Source organism: Dellaglioa sp. L3N (genome assembly GCF_054941095.1).
The window spans coordinates 1,644,667-1,670,925 of record NZ_CM142928.1; the positions used below are offsets into that span (position 1 = coordinate 1,644,667).

A 26,259-nucleotide genomic window follows, 5' to 3' on the forward strand; every position below is an offset into this window, starting at 1 on the left:
TAGTAAATATAACAAGGTTAAAACCGTTATCATTAATTAGAATTTTTATTCAGGAGGTAAATTTATTTGGCAGATATGAATGATATTGCAAACATTCAAGATTACGCAAAAAGAATGGCCGTCATTATGAAAAATGACACGTTCTCTATCGGAATCGGTGAGATTGCTGAAACAACAGGACTGACACAGAGCCAAATTAGATACTGGGAACAAAAAGGGTTCATTTCTTCTATTAATACGAATAAAAATCAAAATAGAAAATATGCTTACCATACCTTATCGATTATTCGCTTAATCAAATCTTACTTGGACTCTGGATTCACGCTCAAAGTAGCAGCCGAAAAAGCCAATGCTCATAAAGAAATGGGTAAAATGGTCCGTCAAATATTTACGGATCGCTTCGTTGGCGTTGAAGAACTTGATGGCTTACCTTGTATTAATCTTGGTTTCTTCGATAAAGAAGAAACGCAGACGCTATACATTGTGATTAATGACGACTCAACTGAAATCAAAGTTGTTCCGGTAAAATAAATAAAACTTTCAACACTCACTAAAAATTAGAGTGTTGAAAGTTTTTTTAATTTTTACTGTAACGACGTGCACACCAAAATGGTCCGGTTAATCAACCAACCTTTCAGGCATCATATCTTCTAAAAATTCAACAGCACCATCGCTGACCATTAATTTTTCTCGATCACCTTTAGCCAAAACTCTTTTGATTGTATCTTCTTTTCCATCAAACATCTTAAACGTCCAGTTAGGATCAATTAAAAGAGAACGACCAACCGCAACTAAATCTGCATTTCCTAAGACCGCGTTGACATCCTCTCCAGTACGAACATTACCAATACCAATTAAAGGAACTCGGCCATTAATTTTTTCTTGAACATAAGCCATTCTTGTTTTTTCATTGAAACTTTTATTTCTCGAAATACTATTATACTTACCCAATGAGATATGTAGATAGTCTAATTTTTTATCCGCAAGTCTATCAATTAAAACCATTGTATCTTCCATACTAATACCCGGATTTTCAAATTCTTCGGGTGAAAAACGATAACCAATAATAAACTTTTCAACATCCGACTGATCAACAACTTCAATAACACCATTAACGACATCATCGATGAATTTAAATCGCTTATCAAGCGTGCCACCCCATGCATCATCACGTCTGTTTGAATGTGGTGAAAAAAATTGTTGTAGAAGATAGGTATTCGCTCCATGTAATTCGACACCGTCAAATCCAGCTGCAATTGCTCGTCTTGTTGCTGATTTAAAAGATTCAATAATTTCTAAAATTTCAGTTTCAGATAATGCCTGAGGCGTTTCCGCATTTGGACGTTCTGCTGCAATGGCACTAGCCGAAACTGTTGACTTTCCTCTAAGAATGCTTGAATTCGTCATTCGTCCTGCATGGAAAATTTGTAAAATAGCTTTACTTCCCTCTTTTTTGATAGCAGACGCTAATCTTGTTAATCCAGGAATGAACTTATCATCATATACAGCAAGTGAGCCTTCCCAACCTTTTCCATTCGCTTGTACACTGGTAGCGGCAGTAATAACGGCACCAACTTCACCTGAATGCAGCGCATAATAATCCGATTCGTCATGTGTGACAACTTCATCATAATAACTCATTTTTACAGTCATTGGTGCCATTAAAATTCGATTTTTCAATTCTAAACCTCTACCAAATTTAAATGTATCTGTCATATTTTTTGTCATGGTTACTCTCCTATTTAGTTATTAATTTAATATTGTAACTTATCGTTAGGCGCATTGTCTCACTTAATTAAAAATTTCTCCATTTTAACAATCCTTAATTTTTTCTATTATTTAGACCCATTTAACAACCTTTTCTTCCCAGATGGGTATAATAAAATTAAAATAATAACAATTGAGAGGTTCCTACTATGACATTCAAAAAATTAATTTACACAGCGGCAATGACAACATTAGCCGTCCTTAGCTTAGGTTCAGTTGCTCATGCTGCAACTGATGACTCATCAAGTTCTGCGTCATCAACAACAGGCACAACCACTAACTGGTCGAATCCAGTGGTAACACTAGGAACGAGCTTAACAGATACACAAAAATCAGGCACACTTTCAACGTTAACCTCAAGTTTAGAAGGTAATACCTCTTACTCGACCTTAACCGTCAACGGCGCAACCTTAGTTAAATATCTCAATAGTTCAGGTGGGACATTTACCACAGATTCTGGCGTTTGGTCATCTGCGATGGTTCAAAAAACCAGCAGCGGTTCTGGGATTAACGTTAAAATTTTAGACTATAATGGCGCGAACAATATTACAACCATTACTGAAAATCAATATAAAAATGCCGCACTAACAGCTGGCGTAACGGATGCTAATATCTACGTGACATCTGCCACACCCATTGATGGATCTGGTGCTTTAGCTGGTGTGTACGCTGCCTTTGCTCAAAACGGTGATACTTTAAACACCAAACAAGTGACTGCTGCGCAAGATGAAATGTCGACTTTAAGTGATATTACACAAGCCAACAAGAATAAAGATGGCTATACTGATTCACAATTGAACAATGCCGTAGCCGGTGCTAAACAAGACATGGCTAAAAAAGGGAGTTCAATTACAAATAACCAAATTACAGTGATTGTGAACAATCAAATTACAAATAATAACTTAACAAATGTCATCACTGATAGCCAAAAACAGCAAATTGTCGCTACCTTAATTAAGATTCGAGATTCAGGTGCTTTAGATTCATCAGATTTTAAATCACAAGCAAGCAAAGTCGCAACAAATATCCAAGATGGCGCTAAAAATATTTTCAGTAAATTAAATACTTCTGGAAATCGTAACTTCTTACAAAAAATTTGGGACGCTATCGTCTCATTCTTCAGCGCTATCTGGTCAGCTATTAGCTCATGGATTTCATAAATAGAATTGAAAAAGCACACTACTTTAAACTAATTAAAGTAGTGTGCTTTTTCGTATGATCACTTAATTAACTTGCTGAAGCGTCTGTTAATGTCCAATCAATTTCAGAAGTATAAACTTCATTTGCATGAATTTCACTTGGTGCCACATTCAATAGAATACCTGAATCTTTTGACCATGTTTTTGCAATCGTCTTTATTTGTCCAACACCACTATCAATTGTTGTACTTATCGCATTCAGTGGTGTTAGCTCTCCTTTATCAGAATCACGGAATCCAATAGTTGAGTCTTTTAAAGTACTCTTATCACTCTGTGCCGTTAAAGGTCCTGCCGTCGCAGATAACGTCCAATTTTTTGCTGCTGACGTTTCTAAATTGAGCGTATAGTCTGCTGTACGATCTAAAACACTTGTTTGAGCAGGAATTTTATTCTTAAAAGTAATCGTATCATCAGATGACACACTCAACGATCCGATAACAACTGTAATTGTTTGCTCATTGGAAGTATCCTTAGCAGAATCAACAGAATAAACGGTTAATTCATGACTACCAACTGCAAGTTTAGACTCATCCAACGCAACTGTATGATCATCTGTAGAACCTGGTTTACTATTATCGTATTTTTCTAGTTGAACAGGCGTTCCATCTTTACCCTCTTTGTAGTACGTCGTAATAGTTGCACTATTATCGACAACTTGGAACGTAAATGTATAAGGTGCAATAACTGTGTCATTGTTATCGTTCAAAGTTAAAACTGGGTGGATATTAATTTTTTTAGTATCATCTTTATCCGTTTTATCTGTTGTATTGCCATCTACATCTGTTGCTTGAACTGTATATGTCTTTTCACCAGATGTTGTTAATTTAGCCTTTGGTACCGTTACACTAAATGTCCCATCTGTTGCGACATCGCCTTCAATGGGTGTCTTATCGCCACTAATCGTGACACTAGCTTTAGCACCTTTAGCAATATCGCCGCCCAAACTAGATTTGACAGTTCCTGTGATTGTTGCATCCTTACCATAATCAACATCGATATCTTTAAGATTATCGATTGATAACGTCATTTTAGGAGCGGCTTCAATCGTATAACTAACCGCATTTGAATCAATCATTGCGTTACTTCCGATTATCTGTCCTGCTGGACTAGTTTGTGGTGTATCTTCAGTCACAGGTCCGACAGTTCCAACATATGCTATTTTCCCCGTTGGATTATCTTTAGAAAAATCAGCACCAAATGTTGCACCACTACCAGGTTCTTCGCCCCATATGCTATCAGGACCTAAAATATTGGGCTTATCATCATTCAAGATAGTTTCTGTCCATTTAATATTATCAGCAGGATATTTTAAATAAGCAGCAGGATCCTTCCAATTTTGTTTACCACCTAAATAGGTTGCTTTAGTCGTAAATTTTAATTGATCTCCACTTTTAACTGTCCCAGTCCCATCAGCAGGGAGATCCTTATTTTGAGTTACATCTGTAATAGTTTGTACCGCGGTCGCATTTACCAGACCAGGGACTTGTTCAAACATTACTAAGTTATTTTCAAAATTATCCCCAGTAGAACCGGTAAAGCCCCAACGAATTTTACCATCTGTTGAATTAAATTTTGATTTATCAATTGGAACTGTTGCCGTTTGCCCAGGTTGACTTACATCATCAGTAGGATCCAATGGTTTTGTCTCTGAAATTGGGGCTTTATCATCAATCGCATACGTCATTGAACCATTTTTCGCATCAATCGATTTGTAATTAATTGTGACATGATGCCATTTGCTATTTGATAAATAGCCGCCGTAAGTAATAAGACCTGAATGCTTTTGCGTATAATACGACGCCCCTTTATAAGGGGCAGCATAAGTGTCAGCCTCTGCTGGATAGCCACTAGCAATATGACTATCACCTGCTAGGCCAAAATCAAACGCATTATTCGTATTTGTACCATCATTTTTATGCGTATCAAATTCCAGTGCCCAACTATTTTGAATCGCTGATTTAGCCACATCTCCTGCTGACTTCGCACCGGAATCATTTCCCCAAACACCTAATGTTTCACCTGCAATAGATGAAATGGCTTTATTATTATTCGGATCATTTTGCAAAACAAGTGCCATTCCATCTCCAGCACCACTATTAGCATTACCAAAATAAATCCACATAGAAGCTTTATCATCCGTATTAATATCAAATGAATTAGTATCCGATGACCAAACTGCTGCTTTTTGGTTTTTAGCATCCGTAATCTTAACCAATGTTTTTGATGGCTTACTAGATACTTTATTCAGAGAATCCAATCCAACCATCCCACTATTTGGTGTAACACCAGCCCCCGTACCCGTTTGGAATAACCCAGTCATTAATATTGCTCGAGGTGCTTTACCAAGTGCACCATCATAATCCGTATTAGGAATACCACCTGAAGCACTAACACTTGAAATATTAACTAAAAACAACAAGCCTAAAGTTAATACCGTTAATTTTACCTTATTATTAATTTTCATACCGTTCTCCCCATTGTCCGTAAGTTTATTTAACTATAATATCACGTTAATAGAAATAAATCGTATCAATAAAAGGGGGAGTACTCACAATTTATGACATTATTTTCAAAAGGTTGTTAACAACTTAATTTCAGGCGACACTCATTTCCATCAGATATAACCATAATTTATCACTGATAGCCCTTACATTAATTTATACCATGGATAACTATTAGATTTTTAGCCTAATCAAGCCCATTTTCTGTCAAAAATGCCATAAATTGGTCTGTACATGTTTCTATATAATCATCTATCGCTTTCTTTGAAATTATCTGAGATACTGTCATTTGTGATTTGTCTAAAAAATCTGAATTTAAATCGTTAATAATTTCTGGTATATCGGCATCTACTATTTCAGTGACTCCTGTCACAATTGATGGGACATTACCAATAGGTTTCAGCTGATATTTTTCGATCAGTTTACGATTAAAAAAATGAAAATCTAAATAAAATTTCTTTAGCGCTTGATCTTTAGTATCTGTTTTATTTTCAAGAATAACCCTTTTGTAAATCGTTTTTAGCCATATCTCATCAGAGATTAAGTGTAAGTAGTAGCCAAGTTTAAAAGGACTCAATTCCTTACCATATTCACTCAAAAAAATATCAGGGAACATATCATGTTCGCCGTCTGCTCTTATTTTCATAAAATGCGTTAATTCTTTGGGTGTTTTTGAATTTTTATTGACATCTGGCGCAATACTCCCAATCAAAAAATCAAGTCCAAGATTGGTTTGATTAGAAATATGATTAGCTATCGCATAGTGCATCATTCTTGATCCCATAATTATCTCCTTAATCATTAATAATAACCTTATTGTAGGTCCACGTTTTGTTTAAGTAAAGCGGTTGCATTTGTTTATTAAATAAAAAAGCAACATCAAATTTATCATTTGACGTTGCTCTTATTTAGACATTTTTACGTTTGAAAACTAGGTAGCCTAAGAATAAGAATATGACCGTATAGCCTAAGTTACCCCAAATTAATTGCTCAGTTGATAACTTCGTCAATGCTTCATATGCTTTTCCAAGTGATAATTGATTGCTTAAATTCATCATGTTAATAGGGTTCCACTTCATCCAATCCCACTTGGCAATTGCTAGCACTTGGATGCTTGAAACAATCGATGTTAAAAAGTAAAAACCAACCCCAGCAGCAATTGATGCGCCAGAACTATTAAAGGCACTAGCCAACAATAACACTAAACTGATAATGAGCCATAAGTTAACAAAATTACCTGTCAGTAATGTCATTAAAGCATGGACAGCCGTTTGATCTCCCACTTTTGATGATAATGAAAAGTTAGGTAGAAATAGTAATTTTGCCACAATTGCAGCAACAAAAAGCAACACATTAAGATAAATTGAATAGAGAAAAACAGTTAGCCATTTACTTGCTAAAACAGCCCCTCGTGAGTATTTCCGATAGAGCAAATCTTTAATCGTCCCAAATTGTGACTCCATAGCAACAACTGTACTAGCAGTTGCAATCATAATAAGGAAAAGTAAGAATATTGCCCCGAAGCCTTGCACGAAAAGACCTTTAGCATCAAAAATGGTTGGATTCATTTTTGTGACAATTGCTAATCCAAAAATAAAAATAACAAGTAAAGCTGAAATAATTGGTGTTGATCTCTTTTTTAATAACTTGAATAATTCTTGTTTAACCAAGGTTATCATTAGGCTTTACCTCCATCTTTTTGATCTAATAAATTGAGTAACGATTCTTCCATATCATTTTCTTGATGTCTCACATCATTAATTTGTATTTTATTATCGTAAAGAACTTGGATAATAGCGGCTAAGTTATCCTCGTCATTCATTTTAATCTTGACTGACCGATCAACTTGTAATTCATAGTTGGCAGCTTTGAGAATTTCTTTAGCCTTTTCATTTTCTGTTGTTGTTAACAGAACGTAATGATTATGCCCTTCATTCAATTCCTCAGCAGACATCGCTTGAATAATTTTACCTTTATTTAAAATGATAAAATGGTCAACAATTTTTTCTAACTCACCTAGAATATGGCTTGAGATTAGGAATGATGTCCCACGTTTTGATAATTTCAAGACGAGTTCACGTACATCTCGTGTTGCTTGTGGATCAAGGCCGTTCATTGGTTCATCCAAAATAATTAATCTTGGTCTGTTTAATATGGCCAACGCAATCCCTAATTTTTGTTTCATCCCTAATGAATATGATTTTGCTTTACGATTGATATACGAGGTCATATGCAAATCGGCAACAATTTCATCTAATTCTTCTTTTGTATTCTTCTCAGAGAATAATTTCAAATGGTCATAGCCACTTAAAAATGGATAAATGCCAGGATACTCAATTAAAGCCCCGACCTCTTCTAGCGCTTGGTGGCTTGTCGTTGATACGATTTTACCATCAATTGTAATTTCTCCTGTTTGGTAACTAACCAAACCAAGAATTGATTTCATAATTGTTGTCTTACCAGCACCGTTAGCACCAACAAGTCCAACTATCTCACCTTCTGAAATTTTAAAATCAATTCCTTTAAGGACTGTCTTTTTGCCAAAGTTTTTAGTCAAATTATTTATTGTTAACATTTCTTTCAAGTTGAATCCCTCCCAATAGTTGTTCTTTCATTTCTATAAATGGTAGTTTAGCATAACTCTCTTGTCATACATACTAACAAGTTTGTAAGGTCAAAATAAGACCCTATTCGTTTTGAATAGGATCTTATTTAATCATTAGGCTTTATTTTTTGAAAAAATTCGTTGTAATTTTTGTTCCACACTTTGTGGGCGAAAAATGACGATATAAGCAGTGATAAATGCTATGATGCCAGAAATGATTGTGCCCCAGATAATAGTCTTCGGATCATTTGCTTCTGAAAAAAGTGAAAAACCAATCACAAAAGCAACATAACCTGTAGTTACAATCAGCGCAGGTATCTTTAAATAATCAAATTGCAGGTACGGACTATTGTGTTCTAAGGATAATTTGTTAAAATAATAGGCCGCAATGAGCCAAGTCATTACCCCTAAAATGAGATAGATCCCGGCCTCATTCCAGGCAGACGTGGTCGGATTATAAATGGATTGTTCAATCAGAACAGTTGAACCAAGAAATCCAAAAGTTGTTAATATAGCTAGTAAAACGGGTCGCACTAAAATACCTATTATTAAGCCCACACCGTATAACGCCATTAATGGCGCCAACGATTGAAGCATTAATATCAACATACGCATTTGCGATACTTTCATGTATTCACTAGGTATCGCAACTTTTATTGCCACAATATTAATGATTGAACAAACGACAATTGATAGAAACGCCGTTCCAAAGATGAGACCCACCTTTCGCCAGAAAATACCTCTTCTAGAAAATGGACTTGAAAATAGAAATTCATTATAATTTGTTTTTAAATCATATAAATTAGTAAAAAGACCCAAGACTACCAGACCAAGCCCACAAAATAACATAAATGAATTGCTATTAAAATCTATTTCTTCGTAGGTTGCACCCATTTCCTGTTGATATTTTTGATATGCTGCTTGATCTAATGAGCCCACTGGTTCATGTTCTTCTTTTGCATCTGCTTTTGTCTCTGCTACAAATGTTTGATAAGTCGAATCTCTTTCATTGCTTCTTTTCATATCTATTGTGCTGCTTGTCGTTGCCAAGGCCATTCCAATAACTGCTCCTATGATTAATGCGATAAAAGCCGTATATCTTCGCCAAATGAGCTTATTTAGCCTTTTATTTACTGTCATAATATCTACCTCTCAGCTTTTTATAGTGATTATACTAGCGACGCTTTGAAAAAATAGTTCGGACGTTTTGCCAGATGTTTTGAGGACGATAAATGACAAGATAACCAATAATCAACGTTATAACACCACTAATTAAACCCGTTCTTATCATCTCACCCATTGTTTCATAGCCACGACCTTGTGCCCCATAAATCAACCCAATATAGATAGTTACAAAAATAAGTAATGGTTTTTTCAGATAATTAAACTGCAAGTAAGGGCCCTCTTGCTCTAATGATAGTTTTTCAAAGAAATAAGCGGCTGCCCACATCATTAACCCAGCTGAAATAACAAGGATAACCAAGGGGAGTTGCACATTTAAAAATCTGTGACTTGCACTTGATGCTGCTGAGTAATCAAGAAAATTTTCTGGTCCATTCCTTAAAAAGTTATTCGTAAATAAAACACAAGTTCCAAGGAACCCAAGTGCTGTTAATACTGCAGCTAGAACTCCATTCACTAAAACACCCACAATCGTTCCAACCGCATAAACAGCAAGAATGATTACCAGATCAACTATTATATCCCATGCAATAAACAAACTTGAGATGTAAAAGAAATGACTTGAGATTAGCATCTTAGCTATTAAAACATCCGCTAACATGCTAATAAGTAAAGAAACAAATGTTACTCCTAACAGTAACCCCATTTTTTTCAAAAAATAACGTTGTCTTGAAAAACCACTCGAAAAAATAAATTCATTAAATTTTGTCTGTAAATCATATAAACTTGTAAACAGTCCTACGCCCACTACCAAAAAAATAAAAACGGTAAACGTACCATTGCCTGCTGCAAGGGTGAATGAATCATTATATCCCAATCCCTTTTGATAGTCTCTATATTCTGCTTGACTCAAGTCAGGTTTCACTTTATTTTCTTTCGCATCCGATTTAGCATTGAAAACAAAATCTTGATAGGTTGTCGTTTTTTCTGCTTCTTTTACGGTATTAATAGCACTAACCGTACTGAACAGCGAAAAACCAACAATTAACAGCACAATCAATGCTACAAACCATTTATACCTCTGCCAAACAATTTGATTCAATCTTTTATTTGCTGTCATTATTTTTCACCTTCAGCATTTTCTTTAGCCGACAGACTTGCTCGGAATAAATCTTCTAAAGTTAAAGGTAATTCTTCGAATAAGGCTGGCTTTTCAGCTTTAATTTGAGCTTCAAGGTCATCTGAATAATGTTCAAATAAAACTGTGACAACCCGTCCTTGAATACTAATTGCGCGACTATTTTCTTTTATAAATGCTGGAATTTCTATTGATTTAAAAACTAATTGCACTTTACGTGCCTCAGAACGTGTATCTTCTAAACGATAGTCGCTGACAATATGAGTTCCTTTTAACACAATTGCGCGATCAATAAGGCGATCCAACTCTTCTAGATTATGTGAAGAAATCAGCACGCTACGTTGATCTTCAGCGACAGCATCGATAATAATCTGGAAAACTTGCTTACGCACAATCACATCTAAACCATCTAAAGGTTCATCTAAAATAACATAAGGGGCACCTGTTGAAAAAGCTAAAATAATATTAAATAACCCTTGCATCCCTTTAGAAAATTGACGATATTTCGTTTGTCTAGGTAACTCATATTCTGCGACCCAAGTATCATATTTTTGACGATCAAATGTCTGATAAGCTAATTCGTAGAATGCCGCAATTTTATCTATTGTATAGCCATCAAAAAAGTTATTCTGTGTGTCCAAATAAAAGAGTTTTTCTTTCAATGCTAAATCTTCTTTAACCCATTGATCATCTATTAAAACATCGCCTTTATCTGGTATATATTGGCCAGAGATTGATCGGAATAAAGTTGTTTTACCAACCCCATTACGTCCAATGAGACCCACTATTTCTCCAGGAACTAGGCTAATATTAATGTTCTTCAATATTTCTTTGTCACCAATTTTTTCTGATAAATTTTTAATTTCAAATCCCATAGCTTAGTCCTCCTTTTTAAAATATGCTGTAATCCAACTTTGAATCTCAGCTTCCTGTACGCCGAGATAGGTCACTTCTTTAATCGCATCTAATAATCCATCACGAATTTTTTGAATTTGTCGTTCATCACGATTATCCTCATTATTAGCTTTGACATACGTACCACGACCCTTAACCGTAACAATCACGTCCTGCGATTCAAGAACTTTATACGCTTTACTGACTGTGTTTGGATTCATCTCATGGATTTTGGCCATTTCTCGGACTGATGGTAATTTATCATCGGTTTGTAAAATACCTTTGAATATATCTTCTTTAATACCTGATATTAATTGTTCATAAAATGGTTTACTACTTGTTTTATTAATTTGCATTTATCTCACCTCTATCATGTGTACTATTATACATAGTACACGAATTTAATACAACCCCTAAATACAAAAAAAGAGAGACTAACAAATTGTTAGTCTCTCTTTTAAATTTAATTTATTAAACCGTAGCGTTCACGAAAGCTTGGAATAAGCCTTCTGGACGTTGTGGTCTTGATAAGAATTCTGGATGGTATTGAGCTGCCACGAAGAATTTATTTTCTGGAATTTCAACAACTTCAACTAAACGGTTATCTGGAGATGTGCCAGCAAAAACTAAGCCTTTATCAGCAAGTTGTTCACGGTATTCGTTATTGAATTCATAACGATGACGGTGACGTTCTTGAATCACATCTTGATTATTGTAAGCTGCGGCAGCAACGGTTCCTGGTTTTAATTTACATGGATATAACCCAAGACGTTGTGTCCCACCCATATCTTCAACATCTTCTTGATCTGTCATCAAATCAATAATGTTGTATGGTGTTTCTGGAACAGCTTCTGTTGAATGAGCTCCTTGAAGGCCAACCACGTTACGTGCAAATTCAATACATGCCATTTGCATACCAAGACAAACGCCCAAGAATGGCACATTATTTTCACGCGCATATTGGATTGAAAGAATCATGCCTTCCAATCCACGGTTACCGAATCCACCAGGAACGATGATTCCATCAGCATTTTGCAACGTTTCAACAACGTTACTTTCATTTAATTTTTCAGAATCGACCATCGTAATCTTAACATCAGCATCTACTGTATATCCTGCATGTTTCAATGCCTCGGCAACAGAAATATAAGCATCTGGTAATTTCACGTATTTACCAACAAGCGCAATATTGATGGTTTTCTTCAAGTTTAAAACTTTCGTTTCAAGTGCTTGCCATTCTGTCATATCTGCTTCTGGTGTTGTTAATTTCAAATGATCAACAACAATTTGATCCATTTTTTGTTTTTGTAATGCCAAAGGAATCGTGTATAACGTATCCACATCCATTGATTCGATAACAGCATCTGGTTCAACATCACAGAAATTAGCTAATTTATTACGCATGTCTTGTGAGATATGTTGTTCTGTACGGACAACTAACATATCTGGTTGAATACCCAATCCACGTAATTCTTTAACACTATGTTGTGTGGGTTTTGTTTTCATTTCACCAGCAGCTTTTAAATATGGGATTAATGTTGTATGGATATAAATTACATTTTCAGAACCAACATCAGCTTTCATTTGACGCAATGCTTCAAGGAAAGGTAATGATTCAATATCCCCAACAGTCCCACCAATTTCAGTAATCACAACGTCTGAATCTGTTGTCGTTCCAGCGCGCATGATTTTTTCTTTAATTGTATTTGTGATATGTGGAATAACTTGAACTGTTGCACCCAAATAATCACCACGACGTTCTTTTTGTAAAACTTCTGAATAAATTTTACCAGTCGTCACGTTTGAATATTGATTTAAGTTAATATCAATAAAACGTTCATAATGACCAAGATCTAAATCAGTTTCTGTACCATCATCCGTTACGAAAACTTCCCCATGTTGATAGGGACTCATTGTACCTGGGTCCACGTTAATGTAGGGATCGAACTTTTGAATAGTTACCTTTAAGCCTCTATTCTTTAATAAACGGCCAAGAGATGCTGCAACAATCCCTTTACCAATTGACGAAACAACGCCACCTGTAACAAAAATATATTTGGTCATTATGAATCTCCTTTGGGTTTAATTTGTGTGGGGATTATGTGTTTATGGCCTGCTCATTATTACTATAAAAAACAACAAGCTCCCTAAGCTGAGTAATTTACTCAGTGTAGGGAGCTTGTATCAACCGTGCGTTTGTCCTCGCAAGAAAAACCTGCGAGGCGCCCAAAAAATATATTACAGGGTTTTGACGAAATCGTCAAGTCCTTTTAATTATTTTCCTCGTCGTCATCTGTATCATCATCTGATATTTCAGATAATTGATCTTCAATACCTTCTGGCAATTCTTCCTCATCATCAGAATCACTGTCATCTGCTATTTCGTCTAAATCTTTATCGTAACCTTTGATTTCTGAATCGCCATCTGTATCATCTGTGTCATCTTCATAAGTTGCATCTAAATCGTCATCCTCAGGATCGTCATCATTGTAATCGATAACGTCATCATCGTCGGCGACATCTGCTAAGAAAGCATTAACCTTCTTGCGTTTTTTACGTTTAGGACGATCTTCATCATCTTCGTCTTCCACATGGGCAACAGCTTCATCAATTGAATCAAAGGGATACCATGAACGTAATCCCCATAAGTTTTCTCCAAGTGAAATGAAACTACCATCCGCATTCAAATCTGTGTAAAATTGTGATAAGCGATCTCTCACTTCTAAATCATTTTTACCAAGATATGTCTGGATTTCATTAGTTAGGTCAGCAAAACCCATGACGTCACCATGTTGTGATAGGATTGCATGAGCAACCTCAATCATTGATAACTCGTCTCTATTTTGGCCATCGAATTGTTTAAGCTCCAACTAGCACACGTCCTTTCAAAAAGTCTACTCTTAATCATACATTTTTATGCTGTAAATTGCAATCGTATATTATAGTCACCCAATAATTCACCATTGGTTGTTAAGCGATAATCAATCTCAATTGCACCTGAAATTGGTTGATCTTTTAACTGACTTTTTAGTCGAATTGTTTCAATTTCAATTGGCATGCGGCCATACGCTGTTTTATAAACGCCATTAATTTTTTGTTTAGCCAAAAATATTAATTTTGTTCGTATGGCATCAGTTTCTCGCGTCAATTGAATTTCACCATCATCTTGTAATTTAAATGTGACTGGGGTGCTTTCGCCAGATTCGTCTTCCTCTTCTTTATACCGGATGTACATTCCGTCACCCAAACGAACAAGTTGCCCTGTTGTTTCAATGACATAGCGCTCCACTTCGCCTTCTTGCGTTTTGATTGTTTCCAAATGAATTTCAATTTGTTTATCTAATGTAATCGCCATATGACCGATTCCTCCATTGCCTTGCTGTTTCATTGTATTATAACTTAGATTCAAATAAATGTCGTTACCTATTATTCATCATTATTTCATGACTAACCCACAGATATTCGTTATAATAGAAGTATTACGAATTTATTTACACCTGATAGTTAACATCTAAATTTTCGAGGAGGAATTTCTAATGCTCGAACAATCGCCATTACTCGCTAGAGAAAAAGTGTTACGTGATCCAATTCACGATTACATTTATGTGCAACACCAAGTTATTTTAGATTTAATTAATACGAAAGAATTCCAGCGTTTACGTCGGATTAAACAACTTGGAACAACTTCGTTAACGTTCCACGGCGCTGAACATTCTCGTTTCACACATTCCGTAGGCGTCTACGAAATTACCCGTCGAATCTGTGATAATTTCCAACGGAACTATCCAACTAAAGAAGCTGGTGACGGTCTATGGGATGATTCTGAAAAATTAGTCGCCCTATGCGCTGCACTGCTCCATGATATTGGCCATGGCCCTTACTCACATACTTTTGAGCATATTTTTAAAACAGACCATGAAGCCATTACCGCACAAATTCTGACTGACCCATCAACTGAAATTAATCACGTGTTAACCCAAGTTTCTGTTGATTTCCCAGCAAAAGTGGCCAGTGTTATCCAAAAAACCTATCCGAATCCGCAAGTTGTCCAATTAATCTCAAGTCAAATTGATGCGGATCGAATGGATTACTTATTACGTGATTCTTACTATACAGGTACGAATTATGGCACGTTTGACCTGACGCGTATTTTACGTGTCATGCGTCCTTATAAAGGTGGCATTGCCTTTGATATTAACGGGATGCACGCCGTTGAAGATTATATTGTGAGTCGTTTCCAGATGTACGTTCAAGTCTATTTTCATCCCATTTCTCGATCGATGGAAGTTATTTTAAGTCATTTGTTGAATCGCGCTAAATACCTATATGAAAATAACCGGTTAAGTGCTGAAGATTCACCTAAATTATTGATTCCACTTTTTGAAAATGACTTTTCATTGAACGATTACTTACAATTAGATGACGGTGTTTTAACAACTTATTTCACGGAATGGCGTCAAAATTCTGATACGATTCTAAGTGATTTAGCCGTTCGTTTCTTGGACCGCAAACCATTTAAATCAATCAAATTTGACGAAGAGACAGCTGATTTATTGCCTACATTAGCGAATTTAATTGAATCAGCCGGCTTCCAACCTACGTATTATATGGCAGAAAATGATAGTTATGATTTACCTTACGATGCGTATGATCCAACCCAAGATAAACCCCGTACCCAAATTGAATTAGCTCAAGCCGATGGCTCACTCGTTGAATTATCTAGCGTGAGTGCCTTGGTGGCTTCAATTACCGGAAAAGTTTCAGGCGATCGCCGTTTCTTCTTCCCAAGAGAATTATTAAAATCAGAAAATGATTTATTTGCTGACATTTATACCCAGTTCAGAAGCTACATTAATAATGACCACTTAATTCATCCAAAGGAGATCACACAACATGACAATTAAATTAATCGCCATCGATATCGATGGTACACTCGTTGATGACCAAAAAGAAATCGCCCCAGAAACTATCGCCACCATTAAAGCCGCTAAAGCTGCCGGTATCAAAGTCGTTCTTTGCACTGGACGTCCTTTAACTGGTGTCACAAAATACTTAGAAAAACTTGATTTAACGACGGATGATGATTTCGTTATCACCTTTAATGGTGCTTTAGTTCAAGTATCTGGTTCCGGTGAAAGTTTAATTCATCATACTTTAGATATTAATGACTATTATCTACTTGAAGAAACAAGTCGTGAGTTAAACGTTCACGCCCATGCTGAAGATCAAAAATTAATGTATACGGCTAATGCTGATATTAGCGAATACACCGTTGCTGAATCTTTCTTGGTACAAATGCCACTTCGATTCCGTAAACCTGAAGAAATGGCTAAAGACATTGTGATTTCAAAAATGATGTATGTCGATTATCCTGAAGTTATTTCTCGTGTTGTTAACGACTTACCTGCAAAAATTACTGATCATTATTACTATGTTCAAAGTGAACCTTATTTCTTAGAAATCCTAAACAAAAATGCTAGCAAAGGTAGTGCCGTTATGGGCTTAGCTGACAAATTAGGTTTCAAAAAAGAAGAGGTCATGGCACTTGGTGATCAAGGTAACGATTTATCAATGATTCAAGCTGTTGGCTTCGGTGTTGCCATGGGTAACGCCATTCAAGAAGTTAAAGATAGCGCTCAAGCAGTTACTGCTACTAACGTTGAGTTAGGTGTTGCTAAAGCTATTCAAAAATATGCATTGAAAGATTAAAAATTAAAAGCTCCAGAAAAGTTAGACAAATCTAACTTTTCTGGAGCTTTTTTTATTTCTAGTTTCGTTGTGAATTAGACTTACCATTCAGATTAAGTGTTCCACCTTCATAATGTGCCCAACAAGAATAAATCTCAACCGTTTTCGTTTCTTTATCAATCGTATAAACAACACGATTTTGACCATTCATAACCAAGTTCATTGTTTCTTGTATTGCATCATAGTCTCTCTTACCCATTAAAACAGCACTGCGGTTATCATCAGCACCTGCAATAATGACGGGCATAGCGTCTCTATTGGCATTTTTTATAAGTGAAAATAAATTTGTTCTAGCTTTAGTTGGATTAATAATTTTCCCCATTTTATCGACTTATATATGTGCTTATAATAACGAATTAAAAATCATTCCTCAAAAGGTCCAATTTAACTTCAATTTCTTGAGGAATCGGAATAGATGGATCAACATTTGGATTATTCAGATGCGTATTACTATAAATTTTGCGGTACTCAGAAGCAGTCATTAACGTCCGCTGTTTAAACATCCGCATAAAATTTTTAGGGTCATTAAAATAAGCTAAGTCTGAAATTTGGTTCACTGATAAGGTTGTCTTAATTAATAAGATTTTAGCTACTTCTAGTTTTAAATTAATTAAGTAACTGCGGAGATTGCCATGTTGTTCACGTTTAAAAATTCGCGTTAAATAATCCGGATTAAGCTCAAAATGGTCAGCAATTGATTGCACTGAAATTGTACTACTCATATTAGCTCTAATCCATTCAATTATTTTGTTTGTAAGTAACGTTGATTTATCAGTCTTGTTAGATAACGACGTTAAATAAATATTACTTAACTCAATAAGAATCGTTTGAATTAAACAATCACATGAATGCTGACTATAATGATAAGAATTATTTGTATTTAATAATTGGTTAATCAAGATAACAATCCCATTTGCATTATCCAGCTTAAATAATTTCGGCAATAAAACTAAATCATTTAATTCCTGCGTAAATTGATGATGTCTTATTTTTGGAAGTGCTAATTGAATAGATGATGCCTGTAAAGGTAAGTCTTTCCAACTAGCAAAAAAATGGACCCAGTAAAAATCTATTTTGTCAGTTGCGGGCTGACTACCCTGAATTGTCACATTGGGTGGCAATAATAAGCATTCATTTTCATGCACCATTAACTGCTGACCATCAATTTTCAATTCTAATGTCCCCTGAATACATAGAATCAATTCAAAATCACGGTCATGATGCATTTTTTTATGCGTCCATCCGGGTTTTGAAGTAAATTCCCCTGATTTATAAAACAAAATTGGCTTGTTTAAATTAATTGCATACATATTAACACCATCCCTTTTTCAACAAGTCGGATTTATCCACTTATTCTCCATCTTAAGGTATTTTTAACGCGTTTGCAAACGGTTACAATTTAGTTATTCAATAAATAACATAAAAGGTGGAGGAAACAATGGATAATAATAAAGTAGCTAGCAATCATTTAGAACCAAAAGCAGAGTTACCCTTTCATAGGAAAATTACCTATGCCTTTACAGACATGTCTGGTAACTTGCTCTATTGTATCATTAGTAGTTTTGCATTATATTATTTCACAGAAGTATTAGGACTTTCTGTTGCTGCAGCGGGTATTATTCTATTAGTTGCACGTTTCTTTGATGCTTTTGATGCACCTATTTGGGGGATCATTATTGATCATACCAAGAGTAAATATGGTCAAAGTCGTCCTTGGTTCTTATGGATGGCAGCCCCCTTCGCTATCTTTGTATGGCTATTATTCACTAATTTTGGATTCACAGGTAACGCCAGGTTTTGGTATGCTGGGATCGTTTATATTTTAGCAGGAATTGCTTATACAGGGATGTCAACGCCTATTACCGCTGTTTTACCCAATTTAACTTCTAACACCAACGAAAGAACAATTGCCAATACGTTCCGTATGATTGGTGGCAATGTTGGGAACTTCTTAGCTATCACGTTCATTTTACCCCTAGCCACTTTATTAGGCGGGAGTAGTAATTCTAGTAAAGGTTGGTCAATAGCCGTCGGTATCTATGCCATTGTTGCCGTTATCTTACTGGTCATTGCCTTTTGGGATATGCGTGAAAAAAATATCGAACGTATTAAATCAATTCCAATCAAGGAAAGTTTCAAGGCTGCTAAGAAAAATTGGCCTTGGGTTTTAGTTGTCATAGCTAATATTCTATTCTGGATGGGGTTAACAAGTCGGACTTCAACACTTGCTTATTACTTCCAATATAATGTTGGCGATAAAAACCTCATTTCAGTCTTTAATGGCATCTCAATTATCCAAGTATTGGGTATGGCTATGATTCCCTACTTGGTTAAAATATTCAATAAGTACGGGAGTACGATTTTAGGATTTGCCATTGCTTCAGTGGGTCAGATTGGCTTAGCCTTTTCTCACTCTAGCATGACAATGATGATTATTTTCTGGTGTATTGCTAATATTGGTAGTGGTATTGCTTGTTCATTATTTTTCCAAATGGTTGGCGATACAGTTGATTACGGTGAATGGAAAAATGGCATTCGAGCAAGTGGATTCCTAACTGCTATTGGGAGTTCGTTCTGTATTAAAATGGGGGCTGGTATCGGTGGCTTCATTCCATCAATGATTATGAATGCATTTGGCTACCGTGCTGACCAAACGCAAACGACTGCCTCATTAGGTGCCATTAGCTTCTCATTCATTTGGTTACCTATGATTATCTTTGCACTGGGCATTATTCCAATGTTACTATACCGTAAATACGAAAAACATGAATCAGTCGTTAAAGCCGATTTAGCAAAACGAGCAACATCCATTTAAATAATTTTTTAGGAGAATTTACTATGAAAAAAATTGAAATTACCTCTTCATTTTGGCGTCGCTATCGAGAATTAATTGTTAAAGAAGTCTTACCCTATCAATGGGCAGTTATGAATGATGAAGCCGATATTGATATTGCCCATGAACCAGGTGGCAATGAAGCTGATTCAAAAAATAGTCATGCAATTGCTAACTTAAAGATTGCTGCAGGTCAAGAAACTGGTCATCACTTTGGTTATCCTTTTCAAGATACAGATGTCTATAAATGGTTAGAAGCTGCCGCATACAGTTTTAATTATCATCCAGATGCTAATTTACGTGAAATCACTGATAATTTAATTGATTTAATTGCTGAAGCACAAGATGAAGATGGGTATCTATCAACCTTTTTCCAAATCGATGCCCCTGAAAGAAAGTTCAAACGCTTAAAACAGTCTCATGAATTGTACACAATGGGTCACTATATCGAAGCTGGAATTGCCTATTATCAAGCAACTGGGAATAAAAAAGCCCTTGATATAGCCATTAAAATGGCAGATTGCATTGATAATCATTTTGGATTATCAGCTGGCAAAATCCATGGCGGGGATGGTCATCCAGAAATCGAACTCGCTTTAATGCGTTTATATGACGAAACACAGGAGTCAAAATACCTAACCTTAACACAATTTTTTATTAATCAACGAGGTCAAGACCCAGAATTTTTTGATGATCAAATTAAACTGGATGGTCTTGATAATGACTTAATTGATGGGATGAAAAGCTTTCCAGATACTTATTATCAAGCAGGAGAGCCTATCATTGATCAAGAAACCGCTGAAGGTCATGCCGTTAGAGTCGTCTATCTATGTACCGGAATGGCACACTTAGCACGAGAAACTGGCGACAAAGAATTATTAGCTGCCTGCCATCGCTTCTGGAATGATATCGTCCAAAAACGGATGTATATTACTGGTGGCATCGGTTCAACTAACATAGGCGAAGCATTTACCTATGATTATGATCTTCCAAACGATACCATGTATGGTGAAACGTGTGCTTCTGTCGGCATGGCCTTCTTCGCTAAACAAATGCTAGGTATTGAAGCTAAAGGTGAATACGGTGACGTTCTAGAAAAAGAACTCTTTAATGGCACTTTAAGTGGCATGTCATTGGATGGGAAACATTTCTTTTATGTTAACCCACTCGAAGCCGATCCAGTGATTTCAAAAAATAATCCTTCAAGAAATCATGTTCTAACGCAACGTGCGGATTGGTTTGGTTGTGCTTGTTGTCCAAGCAACGTAGCCAGATTAATTGCTTCAGTGGATACCTATATCTATCATGAAACAGATAACGTTATTTTATCTGATCAATTCATCGCTAATAAAGCGGAATTTGATAACGGCATTACAATTGAACAAACTAATAATTTCCCATGGGATGGCGACATTCAATATCATCTGGCAAACCCTAACAGTCAGACATTTAAATTTGGAATTCGTATTCCAGGTTGGTCACAAGCTAACTACCAAGTTACTGTGAATGGTAGCCCTATTAAAAGCGACCTACAAGATGGATTTATTTACTTTACTATTGACGGAACTGAGTTAGATATCCAATTGACGCTCGATATGAGTGCTAAATTTATGCAAGCTAATGAATTAGTTCGTTATGATTTTGGTAAAGTTAGCGTCCAACGTGGTCCAATTGTCTATTGTGCAGAAGAAGTCGATAATGAGGCCCCTCTATGGAAATATCGCGTTGCTGTGGAGAGTCCTCTTGAATCAAGTTTTCAAGAAACGTTGCTCAATGGTGTCGTTCAAGTCAAGGCTAAAGCAAAACGAAGCGAAATCAAGACTGATCAAGCTTTGTATGCTGAATATCAAAAACCAAACGATATTGAAACAAGCCTGACTTTGATTCCTTACTATGCTTGGGCAAATCGTGATGATGGTCAAATGTCAGTTTGGTTAAATCACTAATAAAGCCACAAAAAAAGCTTTCCATTTATGATAATGGAAAGCTTTTTTTGTGGCTTTTCTAATTAAACTTTTAAAAGCATAAATACGGCTATAGTATAAATTATAGCGAATATTGATAATAAGCACATCAGCAAAACACCTAATAAAGTGTAACCAAAATTTTTTTGAAAAAATGGTAAAGCTCCAATATAAGTGCATATTTCCATGATGCCAGCACCAGATAACCAAAAATCAAGAGCTGGATATTCGGCTACTAACCATGGCGCAACCAAAATTAATACGATACTAACCGCACCAAACCATTTCATCCAGTAATTATCCGATATAAATATTTTTTTCATAATAATTCCTATCTAAGATTTTTATTTTTTTCAATATACGCGCTGCACAAGAATATAGCCACTAGCACTAATTCTCATTTCATTTAAACTGACACTTGCTACTAGATGATGCCCTCCATAAAAAAACAAACCTTTAAATAGCACATTTAAAAATAATTGTTACATGCTTATTATTTCTCCTTTTTTATCGTTTTGACTGCTTATATTAAGCTCTAAACTTTTTTGATTTAACTTGATTTAAAAGCACTTAATGATGTTATTTTTAATAAACCAATCAATCCGTCTAAAAGAAATTTTTAGATTTCAAATAAATATAGATACTAATGATGACCAACATCCAATAGACTAATAATAGGTAAAGATTACTTTACATCGACGTAAAATCATTGATTTAAAGCCATTTAAAAGGTCATCAAAAAAGCACTACTGAAGTGAACCCCCAGTATTGGACCAAAATCCAATACTGGGGGTTATTTTTATGGTTAAATATTTTAAAGTTCAAGTCGTTAAGGATTATCTTTCATCATCATTAGGATATAAACTAATTGCTCGTAAATACAATATTAAAAGTCGTTCATTAGTGATTTCATGGGTTCAACGATATCGAGCCTTTGGCTCATCAGGATTAGATGCCTCGACATCTAAGAAAGTTTTTGGTGGCTCTTTTAAAGTAGATGCTTTAAAATGGATGAAAACGAACAGAGCTTCATATCCAGAAACTGCTCTACATTTCAACATCTCAAATGTAGGGACTATCTGGCAATGGTAACATATTTTTGAAGTTGAAGGTATCAACGCTCTGTATCGATCCAAAGGACGGTCAAAGATAATGACAGCTGATAAACAATCTAAAAATACAGATAAAAAGACTAGACTTGAACGCCTTGAAGAAGAGAATGAACTCCTTAAAATGGAGAATGACTATCTAAAAAAACTAAAAGCCTTAGTTCAATCACGAACAGACAAAAAGCACAAATAGTCACTGAATTAAGGCGTAAATACAAGCTTGTTAATCTATTAAAATTAATTGGCATAGCAAAAAGTTCGTATTTATATACGCTTAAACATAAGGAGCCTTACGGCTCCATCGACAACAAGAATATTGAAGAAACAATTAAATCTATCAAAAAGAGTCATCCAGCATATGGATATCGACGAGTTACTGGAGAGTTAAAAAATCTTGGATTTACAATTAATCATAAAAAAGTTTATCGATTGATGTGCGACCTTAATTTATTATCAAGAGCCTTTAATAAGAAATCACGCAAATATAATTCATACAAAGGAACTGTTGGAACAGTTGCTAAAAATTTAGTAAGGCGCCGATTCTATACAGATCGCCCTTATCAAAAACTAACAACAGATGTTACAGAAGTTCGTTGGGGAAATAAAACAATTGAAGAACGTGCATACTTTACATGTATTTATGATTTATATTCAGGTGAAATATTAAGTTCTAATATTAGTAAGAGTCCAAGTATAAAGTTTACAACTAATGTTTTAAAAGAAGCGATTAAACAAATTTCAAACAAATTATCTTACCGAACGACTATTCACTCTGACCAAGGATTTCAATACCAAAATAAAAAATGGGTTCGTATTTTAAAAGAAAACAAGATATTTCAAAGTATGTCTCGCAAAGCCAATTGTTTAGATAACGCTGCGATGGAAAGTTTTTTCCATATTATGAAAGCTGAAGCATTCTATCAAAAAGAAACCGATACCTATGAAACGTTAGTTTCACAAATATCGATTTGGGTGAAAGATTATAATTTTTTAAGAATTAAAACAAAACTGGGTTATAAAAGTCCGGTTGAATACCGACTTTCTACAACTCAGAAAGTCGCATAAAGTTTCGTCCAATATTTGGGGTTCACTTCATACCACAAAAGGCAGTGCTTTTTTTAAATATATCTATCATCAATCTAAAAATTTACTTTGCATCTTTTTTTATCTTCTGCATCGTTCGCCAATCCCAATAAATAGCAACTATTGAAATAAGTGTCATTATCGGAACGAGTGGTCGAGCATCACTCCAAAGCATCGCTAGAATAACGCCAAACATTGGTACAATAATAAAGTAGCGATACATCCCAAATTTAATAAAAATCCAGTTTTGATATGATTTAGGTATTAAACTACTAATAATCAATACAACGGGTAATAACCACCCTACAATATCATCTCTCATCATATGTCACATACCCAATAAAAAGCGCTAATAATCCCATAAATAATTCTCCAATTTTATGAAACAGGTCATAATTATCAAAAATTGCAAAAGTACACTGCATAATCCCTATTCCAAAAAAGAAAATAATCATTAATTTTCGTTTCAAAATTGAGCCCTCCTAGTTTTTATTTCTACTTTTCAGTATACCTATCTCGTTATACTAGGAGGGGCAACCATTGCTTGCATTCCGCATCTATTGCTTTACATCGACTTCTAAATGGCCATTTTATAGCTGTTTTAAATTGTCACAAATACAGCAACCACAATCATCACAGTCCCAACAATAAAACATCCCCGCATAAATGGTGAGATTTTAAGAGGTCGATTCTTTTTACTACCCACACTTCGAACATCTATTTTACGTTCAGCATAATCTTCTTTAGATTCACCTTTATCTCGTCGCTTAAACCAGCCAGCAAACAATTGTGCCTGACTTAAAATGAGAATAACTCCTAATAGAATTAAAATAATTCCTATGTAGAAATAAGCATTCGATATAAACAAGCTATTCCCTCCAGCACGAATCCAAACAATCGCGATAATTGCAACAAGTCCACTTATTAAAAGTGACACATTTCTTTTGATCTGATTCATATCAGTTAGCTCCTTGCTCACTTTTAATTTTAACTTAGATTATACTACACTGATTTTATTTTTAATAATCATGATCTAATAATTTTTGTGATGCTAGTGTAGGACCCAAATCATATTCATATACATCTCGATAAACGCGTATTAATTTTTTTAATCTGAAATTTATGTTTTCACTATCAAAAGATTCTAAATCTACATTTTGAGCATCAAGCTCATCTTTATAATTTATATTTTAGCACATCGCTAACGCTTTAATGACTTTTTATTAAAATTATGAACATCAGTGCATTCACCCCTGCCAACTCACAATTTCTAGTTCACTTATGCCTTCAAATCCGTTATAATTTAAAAGGCAAGTTAAACAAATTAAAGGAGACTCATCAAACATGTTAAAGGAATTTAGAGATTTTATCACTCGTGGGAATGTGATGGATTTAGCAGTCGCTGTTATTATTGGTGGCGCATTTACAACAATCGTTAAATCTTTCACAACTAACATCATCAGCCCTATCATTGCACTTGTTGTCGGTAAGGTTGATTTGTCAGGAATTGTACTCACAATCGGTGATACAACTTTCAAAATCGGACAATTTTTAGACGATGTCATCAACTTTGTAATCATTGCATTTGTTATTTTCATGCTACTCAAAGGAATCACAGCGCTCAGAAATGCAACCAGCAAATCTAGCAATCAAGAAGATGAAAATTTAGAGGTCACATTAACACCTACAGAAGAATATTTAAAAGATATTCGGAACTTATTAGCTGAAAGAAATAGCGACTTGCCTCGAGAAGCATCTAAAAAGATTGAAGAAAAAATCGCCAAAGAAGATTAAATAAATAATTGCTAACAATGGCTTAATTTCGGTGTTTAATCGAAATTAAGCTTTTTATTATATGACGAATGATACATATTTTTCTCTTTTACATCACAATTTCTTCACAACTGATTGTTATTATATATTCATACCTTAAATAATAACTTTTAAAACTTAATTTGTTTCCCCGAATAGATTAAGTTAACAAATAAGTCATTTCTCCCCGGAAATAACTTATCCTACCCTTTTTCCGTCAGTCTCCCCGGACTGGCGGTTTTTTTGTGAAAAAATAGTCAACGCCTTTCAATTAGGCGTTAACTATTTATCTTTTAATTCTTCTAATCGTTTCTGTATACGATCATATGTTGCGATATTTTTTTGCGCAGCTTCACGAGCTTTGTTGACTGACTTATTTATTGAAAGATATAATTTAATCAGTGCAAAAATGAAAACAAAGATTAATAGCATGTTTCCTATCAATAATGCGCTATATGAAAATAAAATGTCATCGTAACTCATA

At 35.1% G+C, this 26,259-nt stretch carries 26 protein-coding genes and 1 pseudogene; 8 read left to right on the forward strand and 19 right to left on the reverse strand.

All coding sequences use genetic code 11. From position 1 onward, the window contains the following. Nucleotides 1-75: 75 nt before the first annotated feature. Nucleotides 76-531, forward strand: a complete 456-nt coding sequence (locus ACVPPR_RS08490) for a MerR family transcriptional regulator (RefSeq protein ID WP_462304820.1) — start codon at nt 76-78, stop codon at nt 529-531. Between the two features lie 87 nt (nt 532-618). Here the strand turns inward: ACVPPR_RS08490 and ACVPPR_RS08495 are convergent, their stop codons facing one another. Further along, nucleotides 619-1,728, reverse strand: coding sequence for an NADH-dependent flavin oxidoreductase (locus ACVPPR_RS08495; RefSeq protein ID WP_462304152.1), 1,110 nt, complete (start codon nt 1,726-1,728; stop codon nt 619-621). A 188-nt stretch (nt 1,729-1,916) separates the two neighbouring features. Between ACVPPR_RS08495 and ACVPPR_RS08500 the strand changes: the two genes are divergently transcribed. Continuing rightward, nucleotides 1,917-2,927, forward strand: coding sequence for a DUF1002 domain-containing protein (locus ACVPPR_RS08500; protein WP_462304153.1), 1,011 nt, complete (start codon nt 1,917-1,919; stop codon nt 2,925-2,927). A gap of 67 nt (nt 2,928-2,994) precedes the next feature. On the opposite strand, the gene ACVPPR_RS08505 is transcribed toward ACVPPR_RS08500, so the two are convergent. From ACVPPR_RS08505 to ACVPPR_RS08555, 11 genes are all read right to left on the reverse strand, one after another. Then, a complete protein-coding gene (locus tag ACVPPR_RS08505) occupies nt 2,995-5,430 on the reverse strand; it encodes an L-type lectin family protein (protein ID WP_462304154.1) in 2,436 nt (811 codons plus the stop codon). Nucleotides 5,431-5,654: 224 nt separating this feature from the next. Continuing rightward, nucleotides 5,655-6,251: a hypothetical protein gene (locus tag ACVPPR_RS08510; RefSeq protein WP_462304155.1), complete on the reverse strand. Its 597-nt coding sequence runs from the start codon at nt 6,249-6,251 to the stop codon at nt 5,655-5,657. A gap of 124 nt (nt 6,252-6,375) precedes the next feature. Further along, on the reverse strand, nt 6,376-7,146 hold the full coding sequence (locus ACVPPR_RS08515; RefSeq protein ID WP_462304156.1) for an ABC transporter permease: 771 nt from the start codon (nt 7,144-7,146) through the stop codon (nt 6,376-6,378). Further along, nucleotides 7,146-8,042: an ABC transporter ATP-binding protein gene (locus ACVPPR_RS08520; protein WP_462304821.1), complete on the reverse strand. Its 897-nt coding sequence runs from the start codon at nt 8,040-8,042 to the stop codon at nt 7,146-7,148. The genes ACVPPR_RS08515 and ACVPPR_RS08520 overlap by 1 nt, the downstream gene beginning before the upstream one ends. Nucleotides 8,043-8,186: 144 nt before the next feature. Continuing rightward, nucleotides 8,187-9,212, reverse strand: a complete 1,026-nt coding sequence (locus ACVPPR_RS08525; protein WP_462304157.1) for a hypothetical protein — start codon at nt 9,210-9,212, stop codon at nt 8,187-8,189. Nucleotides 9,213-9,246: 34 nt separating this feature from the next. After that, complete coding sequence (locus tag ACVPPR_RS08530; protein ID WP_462304158.1) at nt 9,247-10,314, reverse strand: hypothetical protein; 1,068 nt, start codon at nt 10,312-10,314, stop codon at nt 9,247-9,249. Next, nucleotides 10,314-11,207: an ATP-binding cassette domain-containing protein gene (locus tag ACVPPR_RS08535; RefSeq protein ID WP_462304159.1), complete on the reverse strand. Its 894-nt coding sequence runs from the start codon at nt 11,205-11,207 to the stop codon at nt 10,314-10,316. Before ACVPPR_RS08535 ends, ACVPPR_RS08530 begins: the two co-directional genes overlap by 1 nt. A gap of 3 nt (nt 11,208-11,210) precedes the next feature. Further along, nucleotides 11,211-11,582 (reverse strand): GntR family transcriptional regulator, encoded by a 372-nt coding sequence (locus ACVPPR_RS08540; protein WP_462297245.1) that lies wholly within the window; start codon nt 11,580-11,582, stop codon nt 11,211-11,213. 115 nt (nt 11,583-11,697) lie between these two features. Then, a complete protein-coding gene (locus ACVPPR_RS08545; RefSeq protein ID WP_462298081.1) occupies nt 11,698-13,290 on the reverse strand; it encodes a CTP synthase in 1,593 nt (530 codons plus the stop codon). Nucleotides 13,291-13,496: 206 nt separating this feature from the next. Next, entirely contained in the window at nt 13,497-14,096 is a 600-nt protein-coding gene (rpoE, locus tag ACVPPR_RS08550) for a DNA-directed RNA polymerase subunit delta (protein ID WP_462298080.1), read from the reverse strand. 44 nt (nt 14,097-14,140) lie between these two features. Then, a complete protein-coding gene (locus ACVPPR_RS08555; RefSeq protein WP_462304160.1) occupies nt 14,141-14,581 on the reverse strand; it encodes a YwiB family protein in 441 nt (146 codons plus the stop codon). 181 nt (nt 14,582-14,762) lie between these two features. Here ACVPPR_RS08555 and ACVPPR_RS08560 point away from each other — a divergent pair, with 181 nt between their 5' ends. Then, complete coding sequence (locus tag ACVPPR_RS08560) at nt 14,763-16,130, forward strand: HD domain-containing protein (protein WP_462298077.1); 1,368 nt, start codon at nt 14,763-14,765, stop codon at nt 16,128-16,130. After that, nucleotides 16,120-16,935, forward strand: coding sequence for a sugar-phosphatase (gene yidA, locus ACVPPR_RS08565; protein ID WP_462304161.1), 816 nt, complete (start codon nt 16,120-16,122; stop codon nt 16,933-16,935). Before ACVPPR_RS08560 ends, yidA begins: the two co-directional genes overlap by 11 nt. A 58-nt stretch (nt 16,936-16,993) precedes the next feature. Here yidA and ACVPPR_RS08570 read toward each other — a convergent pair whose 3' ends face one another. Both ACVPPR_RS08570 and ACVPPR_RS08575 read right to left on the reverse strand, forming a co-directional pair. Continuing rightward, nucleotides 16,994-17,296, reverse strand: a complete 303-nt coding sequence (locus tag ACVPPR_RS08570; protein WP_462304162.1) for a type II toxin-antitoxin system Phd/YefM family antitoxin — start codon at nt 17,294-17,296, stop codon at nt 16,994-16,996. Between the two features lie 34 nt (nt 17,297-17,330). Further along, nucleotides 17,331-18,284, reverse strand: coding sequence for an AraC family transcriptional regulator (locus ACVPPR_RS08575; RefSeq protein WP_462304163.1), 954 nt, complete (start codon nt 18,282-18,284; stop codon nt 17,331-17,333). Between the two features lie 128 nt (nt 18,285-18,412). Here ACVPPR_RS08575 and ACVPPR_RS08580 point away from each other — a divergent pair, with 128 nt between their 5' ends. Continuing rightward, entirely contained in the window at nt 18,413-19,789 is a 1,377-nt protein-coding gene (locus ACVPPR_RS08580; protein WP_462304164.1) for an MFS transporter, read from the forward strand. 23 nt (nt 19,790-19,812) lie between these two features. Beyond that, complete coding sequence (locus ACVPPR_RS08585) at nt 19,813-21,753, forward strand: glycoside hydrolase family 127 protein (RefSeq protein ID WP_462304165.1); 1,941 nt, start codon at nt 19,813-19,815, stop codon at nt 21,751-21,753. Between the two features lie 62 nt (nt 21,754-21,815). Here ACVPPR_RS08585 and ACVPPR_RS08590 read toward each other — a convergent pair whose 3' ends face one another. Then, nucleotides 21,816-22,094, reverse strand: a complete 279-nt coding sequence (locus ACVPPR_RS08590; protein ID WP_462304166.1) for a hypothetical protein — start codon at nt 22,092-22,094, stop codon at nt 21,816-21,818. Nucleotides 22,095-22,572: 478 nt separating this feature from the next. Here ACVPPR_RS08590 and ACVPPR_RS08595 point away from each other — a divergent pair. Further along, nucleotides 22,573-23,945, forward strand: a pseudogene (locus ACVPPR_RS08595) (IS3 family transposase). An 82-nt stretch (nt 23,946-24,027) separates the two neighbouring features. Here ACVPPR_RS08595 and ACVPPR_RS08600 read toward each other — a convergent pair. The 3 genes from ACVPPR_RS08600 to ACVPPR_RS08610 all read right to left on the reverse strand — a co-directional run bounded on the left by ACVPPR_RS08600 (nt 24,028) and on the right by ACVPPR_RS08610 (nt 24,921). Further along, entirely contained in the window at nt 24,028-24,288 is a 261-nt protein-coding gene (locus tag ACVPPR_RS08600; RefSeq protein WP_462304167.1) for a hypothetical protein, read from the reverse strand. Continuing rightward, nucleotides 24,275-24,433, reverse strand: a complete 159-nt coding sequence (locus ACVPPR_RS08605) for a hypothetical protein (RefSeq protein WP_462304168.1) — start codon at nt 24,431-24,433, stop codon at nt 24,275-24,277. Before ACVPPR_RS08605 ends, ACVPPR_RS08600 begins: the two co-directional genes overlap by 14 nt. Before the next feature lie 131 nt (nt 24,434-24,564). After that, nucleotides 24,565-24,921, reverse strand: a complete 357-nt coding sequence (locus ACVPPR_RS08610) for a DUF3899 domain-containing protein (RefSeq protein ID WP_462298052.1) — start codon at nt 24,919-24,921, stop codon at nt 24,565-24,567. Nucleotides 24,922-25,307: 386 nt separating this feature from the next. Here ACVPPR_RS08610 and mscL point away from each other — a divergent pair, with 386 nt between their 5' ends. Further along, nucleotides 25,308-25,757, forward strand: coding sequence for a large conductance mechanosensitive channel protein MscL (gene mscL, locus ACVPPR_RS08615; protein WP_462304169.1), 450 nt, complete (start codon nt 25,308-25,310; stop codon nt 25,755-25,757). Nucleotides 25,758-26,057: 300 nt separating this feature from the next. Here the strand turns inward: mscL and ACVPPR_RS08620 are convergent, their stop codons facing one another. Then, nucleotides 26,058-26,258: a hypothetical protein gene (locus ACVPPR_RS08620; RefSeq protein ID WP_462304170.1), complete on the reverse strand. Its 201-nt coding sequence runs from the start codon at nt 26,256-26,258 to the stop codon at nt 26,058-26,060. Nucleotide 26,259: the final 1 nt, after the last annotated feature.

Coding starts and splice junctions, on each gene's coding strand:
- ACVPPR_RS08490 (WP_462304820.1), top strand. CDS start 76: ATGAATGATATTGCAAACATTCAAGATTACGCAAAAAGAATGGCCGTC.
- ACVPPR_RS08495 (WP_462304152.1), bottom strand. CDS start 1,728: ATGACAAAAAATATGACAGATACATTTAAATTTGGTAGAGGTTTAGAA.
- ACVPPR_RS08500 (WP_462304153.1), top strand. CDS start 1,917: ATGACATTCAAAAAATTAATTTACACAGCGGCAATGACAACATTAGCC.
- ACVPPR_RS08505 (WP_462304154.1), bottom strand. CDS start 5,430: ATGAAAATTAATAATAAGGTAAAATTAACGGTATTAACTTTAGGCTTG.
- ACVPPR_RS08510 (WP_462304155.1), bottom strand. CDS start 6,251: ATGGGATCAAGAATGATGCACTATGCGATAGCTAATCATATTTCTAAT.
- ACVPPR_RS08515 (WP_462304156.1), bottom strand. CDS start 7,146: ATGATAACCTTGGTTAAACAAGAATTATTCAAGTTATTAAAAAAGAGA.
- ACVPPR_RS08520 (WP_462304821.1), bottom strand. CDS start 8,042: ATGTTAACAATAAATAATTTGACTAAAAACTTTGGCAAAAAGACAGTC.
- ACVPPR_RS08525 (WP_462304157.1), bottom strand. CDS start 9,212: ATGACAGTAAATAAAAGGCTAAATAAGCTCATTTGGCGAAGATATACG.
- ACVPPR_RS08530 (WP_462304158.1), bottom strand. CDS start 10,314: ATGACAGCAAATAAAAGATTGAATCAAATTGTTTGGCAGAGGTATAAA.
- ACVPPR_RS08535 (WP_462304159.1), bottom strand. CDS start 11,207: ATGGGATTTGAAATTAAAAATTTATCAGAAAAAATTGGTGACAAAGAA.
- ACVPPR_RS08540 (WP_462297245.1), bottom strand. CDS start 11,582: ATGCAAATTAATAAAACAAGTAGTAAACCATTTTATGAACAATTAATA.
- ACVPPR_RS08545 (WP_462298081.1), bottom strand. CDS start 13,290: ATGACCAAATATATTTTTGTTACAGGTGGCGTTGTTTCGTCAATTGGT.
- ACVPPR_RS08555 (WP_462304160.1), bottom strand. CDS start 14,581: ATGGCGATTACATTAGATAAACAAATTGAAATTCATTTGGAAACAATC.
- ACVPPR_RS08560 (WP_462298077.1), top strand. CDS start 14,763: ATGCTCGAACAATCGCCATTACTCGCTAGAGAAAAAGTGTTACGTGAT.
- yidA (WP_462304161.1), top strand. CDS start 16,120: ATGACAATTAAATTAATCGCCATCGATATCGATGGTACACTCGTTGAT.
- ACVPPR_RS08570 (WP_462304162.1), bottom strand. CDS start 17,296: ATGGGGAAAATTATTAATCCAACTAAAGCTAGAACAAATTTATTTTCA.
- ACVPPR_RS08575 (WP_462304163.1), bottom strand. CDS start 18,284: ATGTATGCAATTAATTTAAACAAGCCAATTTTGTTTTATAAATCAGGG.
- ACVPPR_RS08580 (WP_462304164.1), top strand. CDS start 18,413: ATGGATAATAATAAAGTAGCTAGCAATCATTTAGAACCAAAAGCAGAG.
- ACVPPR_RS08585 (WP_462304165.1), top strand. CDS start 19,813: ATGAAAAAAATTGAAATTACCTCTTCATTTTGGCGTCGCTATCGAGAA.
- ACVPPR_RS08590 (WP_462304166.1), bottom strand. CDS start 22,094: ATGAAAAAAATATTTATATCGGATAATTACTGGATGAAATGGTTTGGT.
- ACVPPR_RS08600 (WP_462304167.1), bottom strand. CDS start 24,288: ATGATGAGAGATGATATTGTAGGGTGGTTATTACCCGTTGTATTGATT.
- ACVPPR_RS08610 (WP_462298052.1), bottom strand. CDS start 24,921: ATGAATCAGATCAAAAGAAATGTGTCACTTTTAATAAGTGGACTTGTT.
- mscL (WP_462304169.1), top strand. CDS start 25,308: ATGTTAAAGGAATTTAGAGATTTTATCACTCGTGGGAATGTGATGGAT.
- ACVPPR_RS08620 (WP_462304170.1), bottom strand. CDS start 26,258: ATGAGTTACGATGACATTTTATTTTCATATAGCGCATTATTGATAGGA.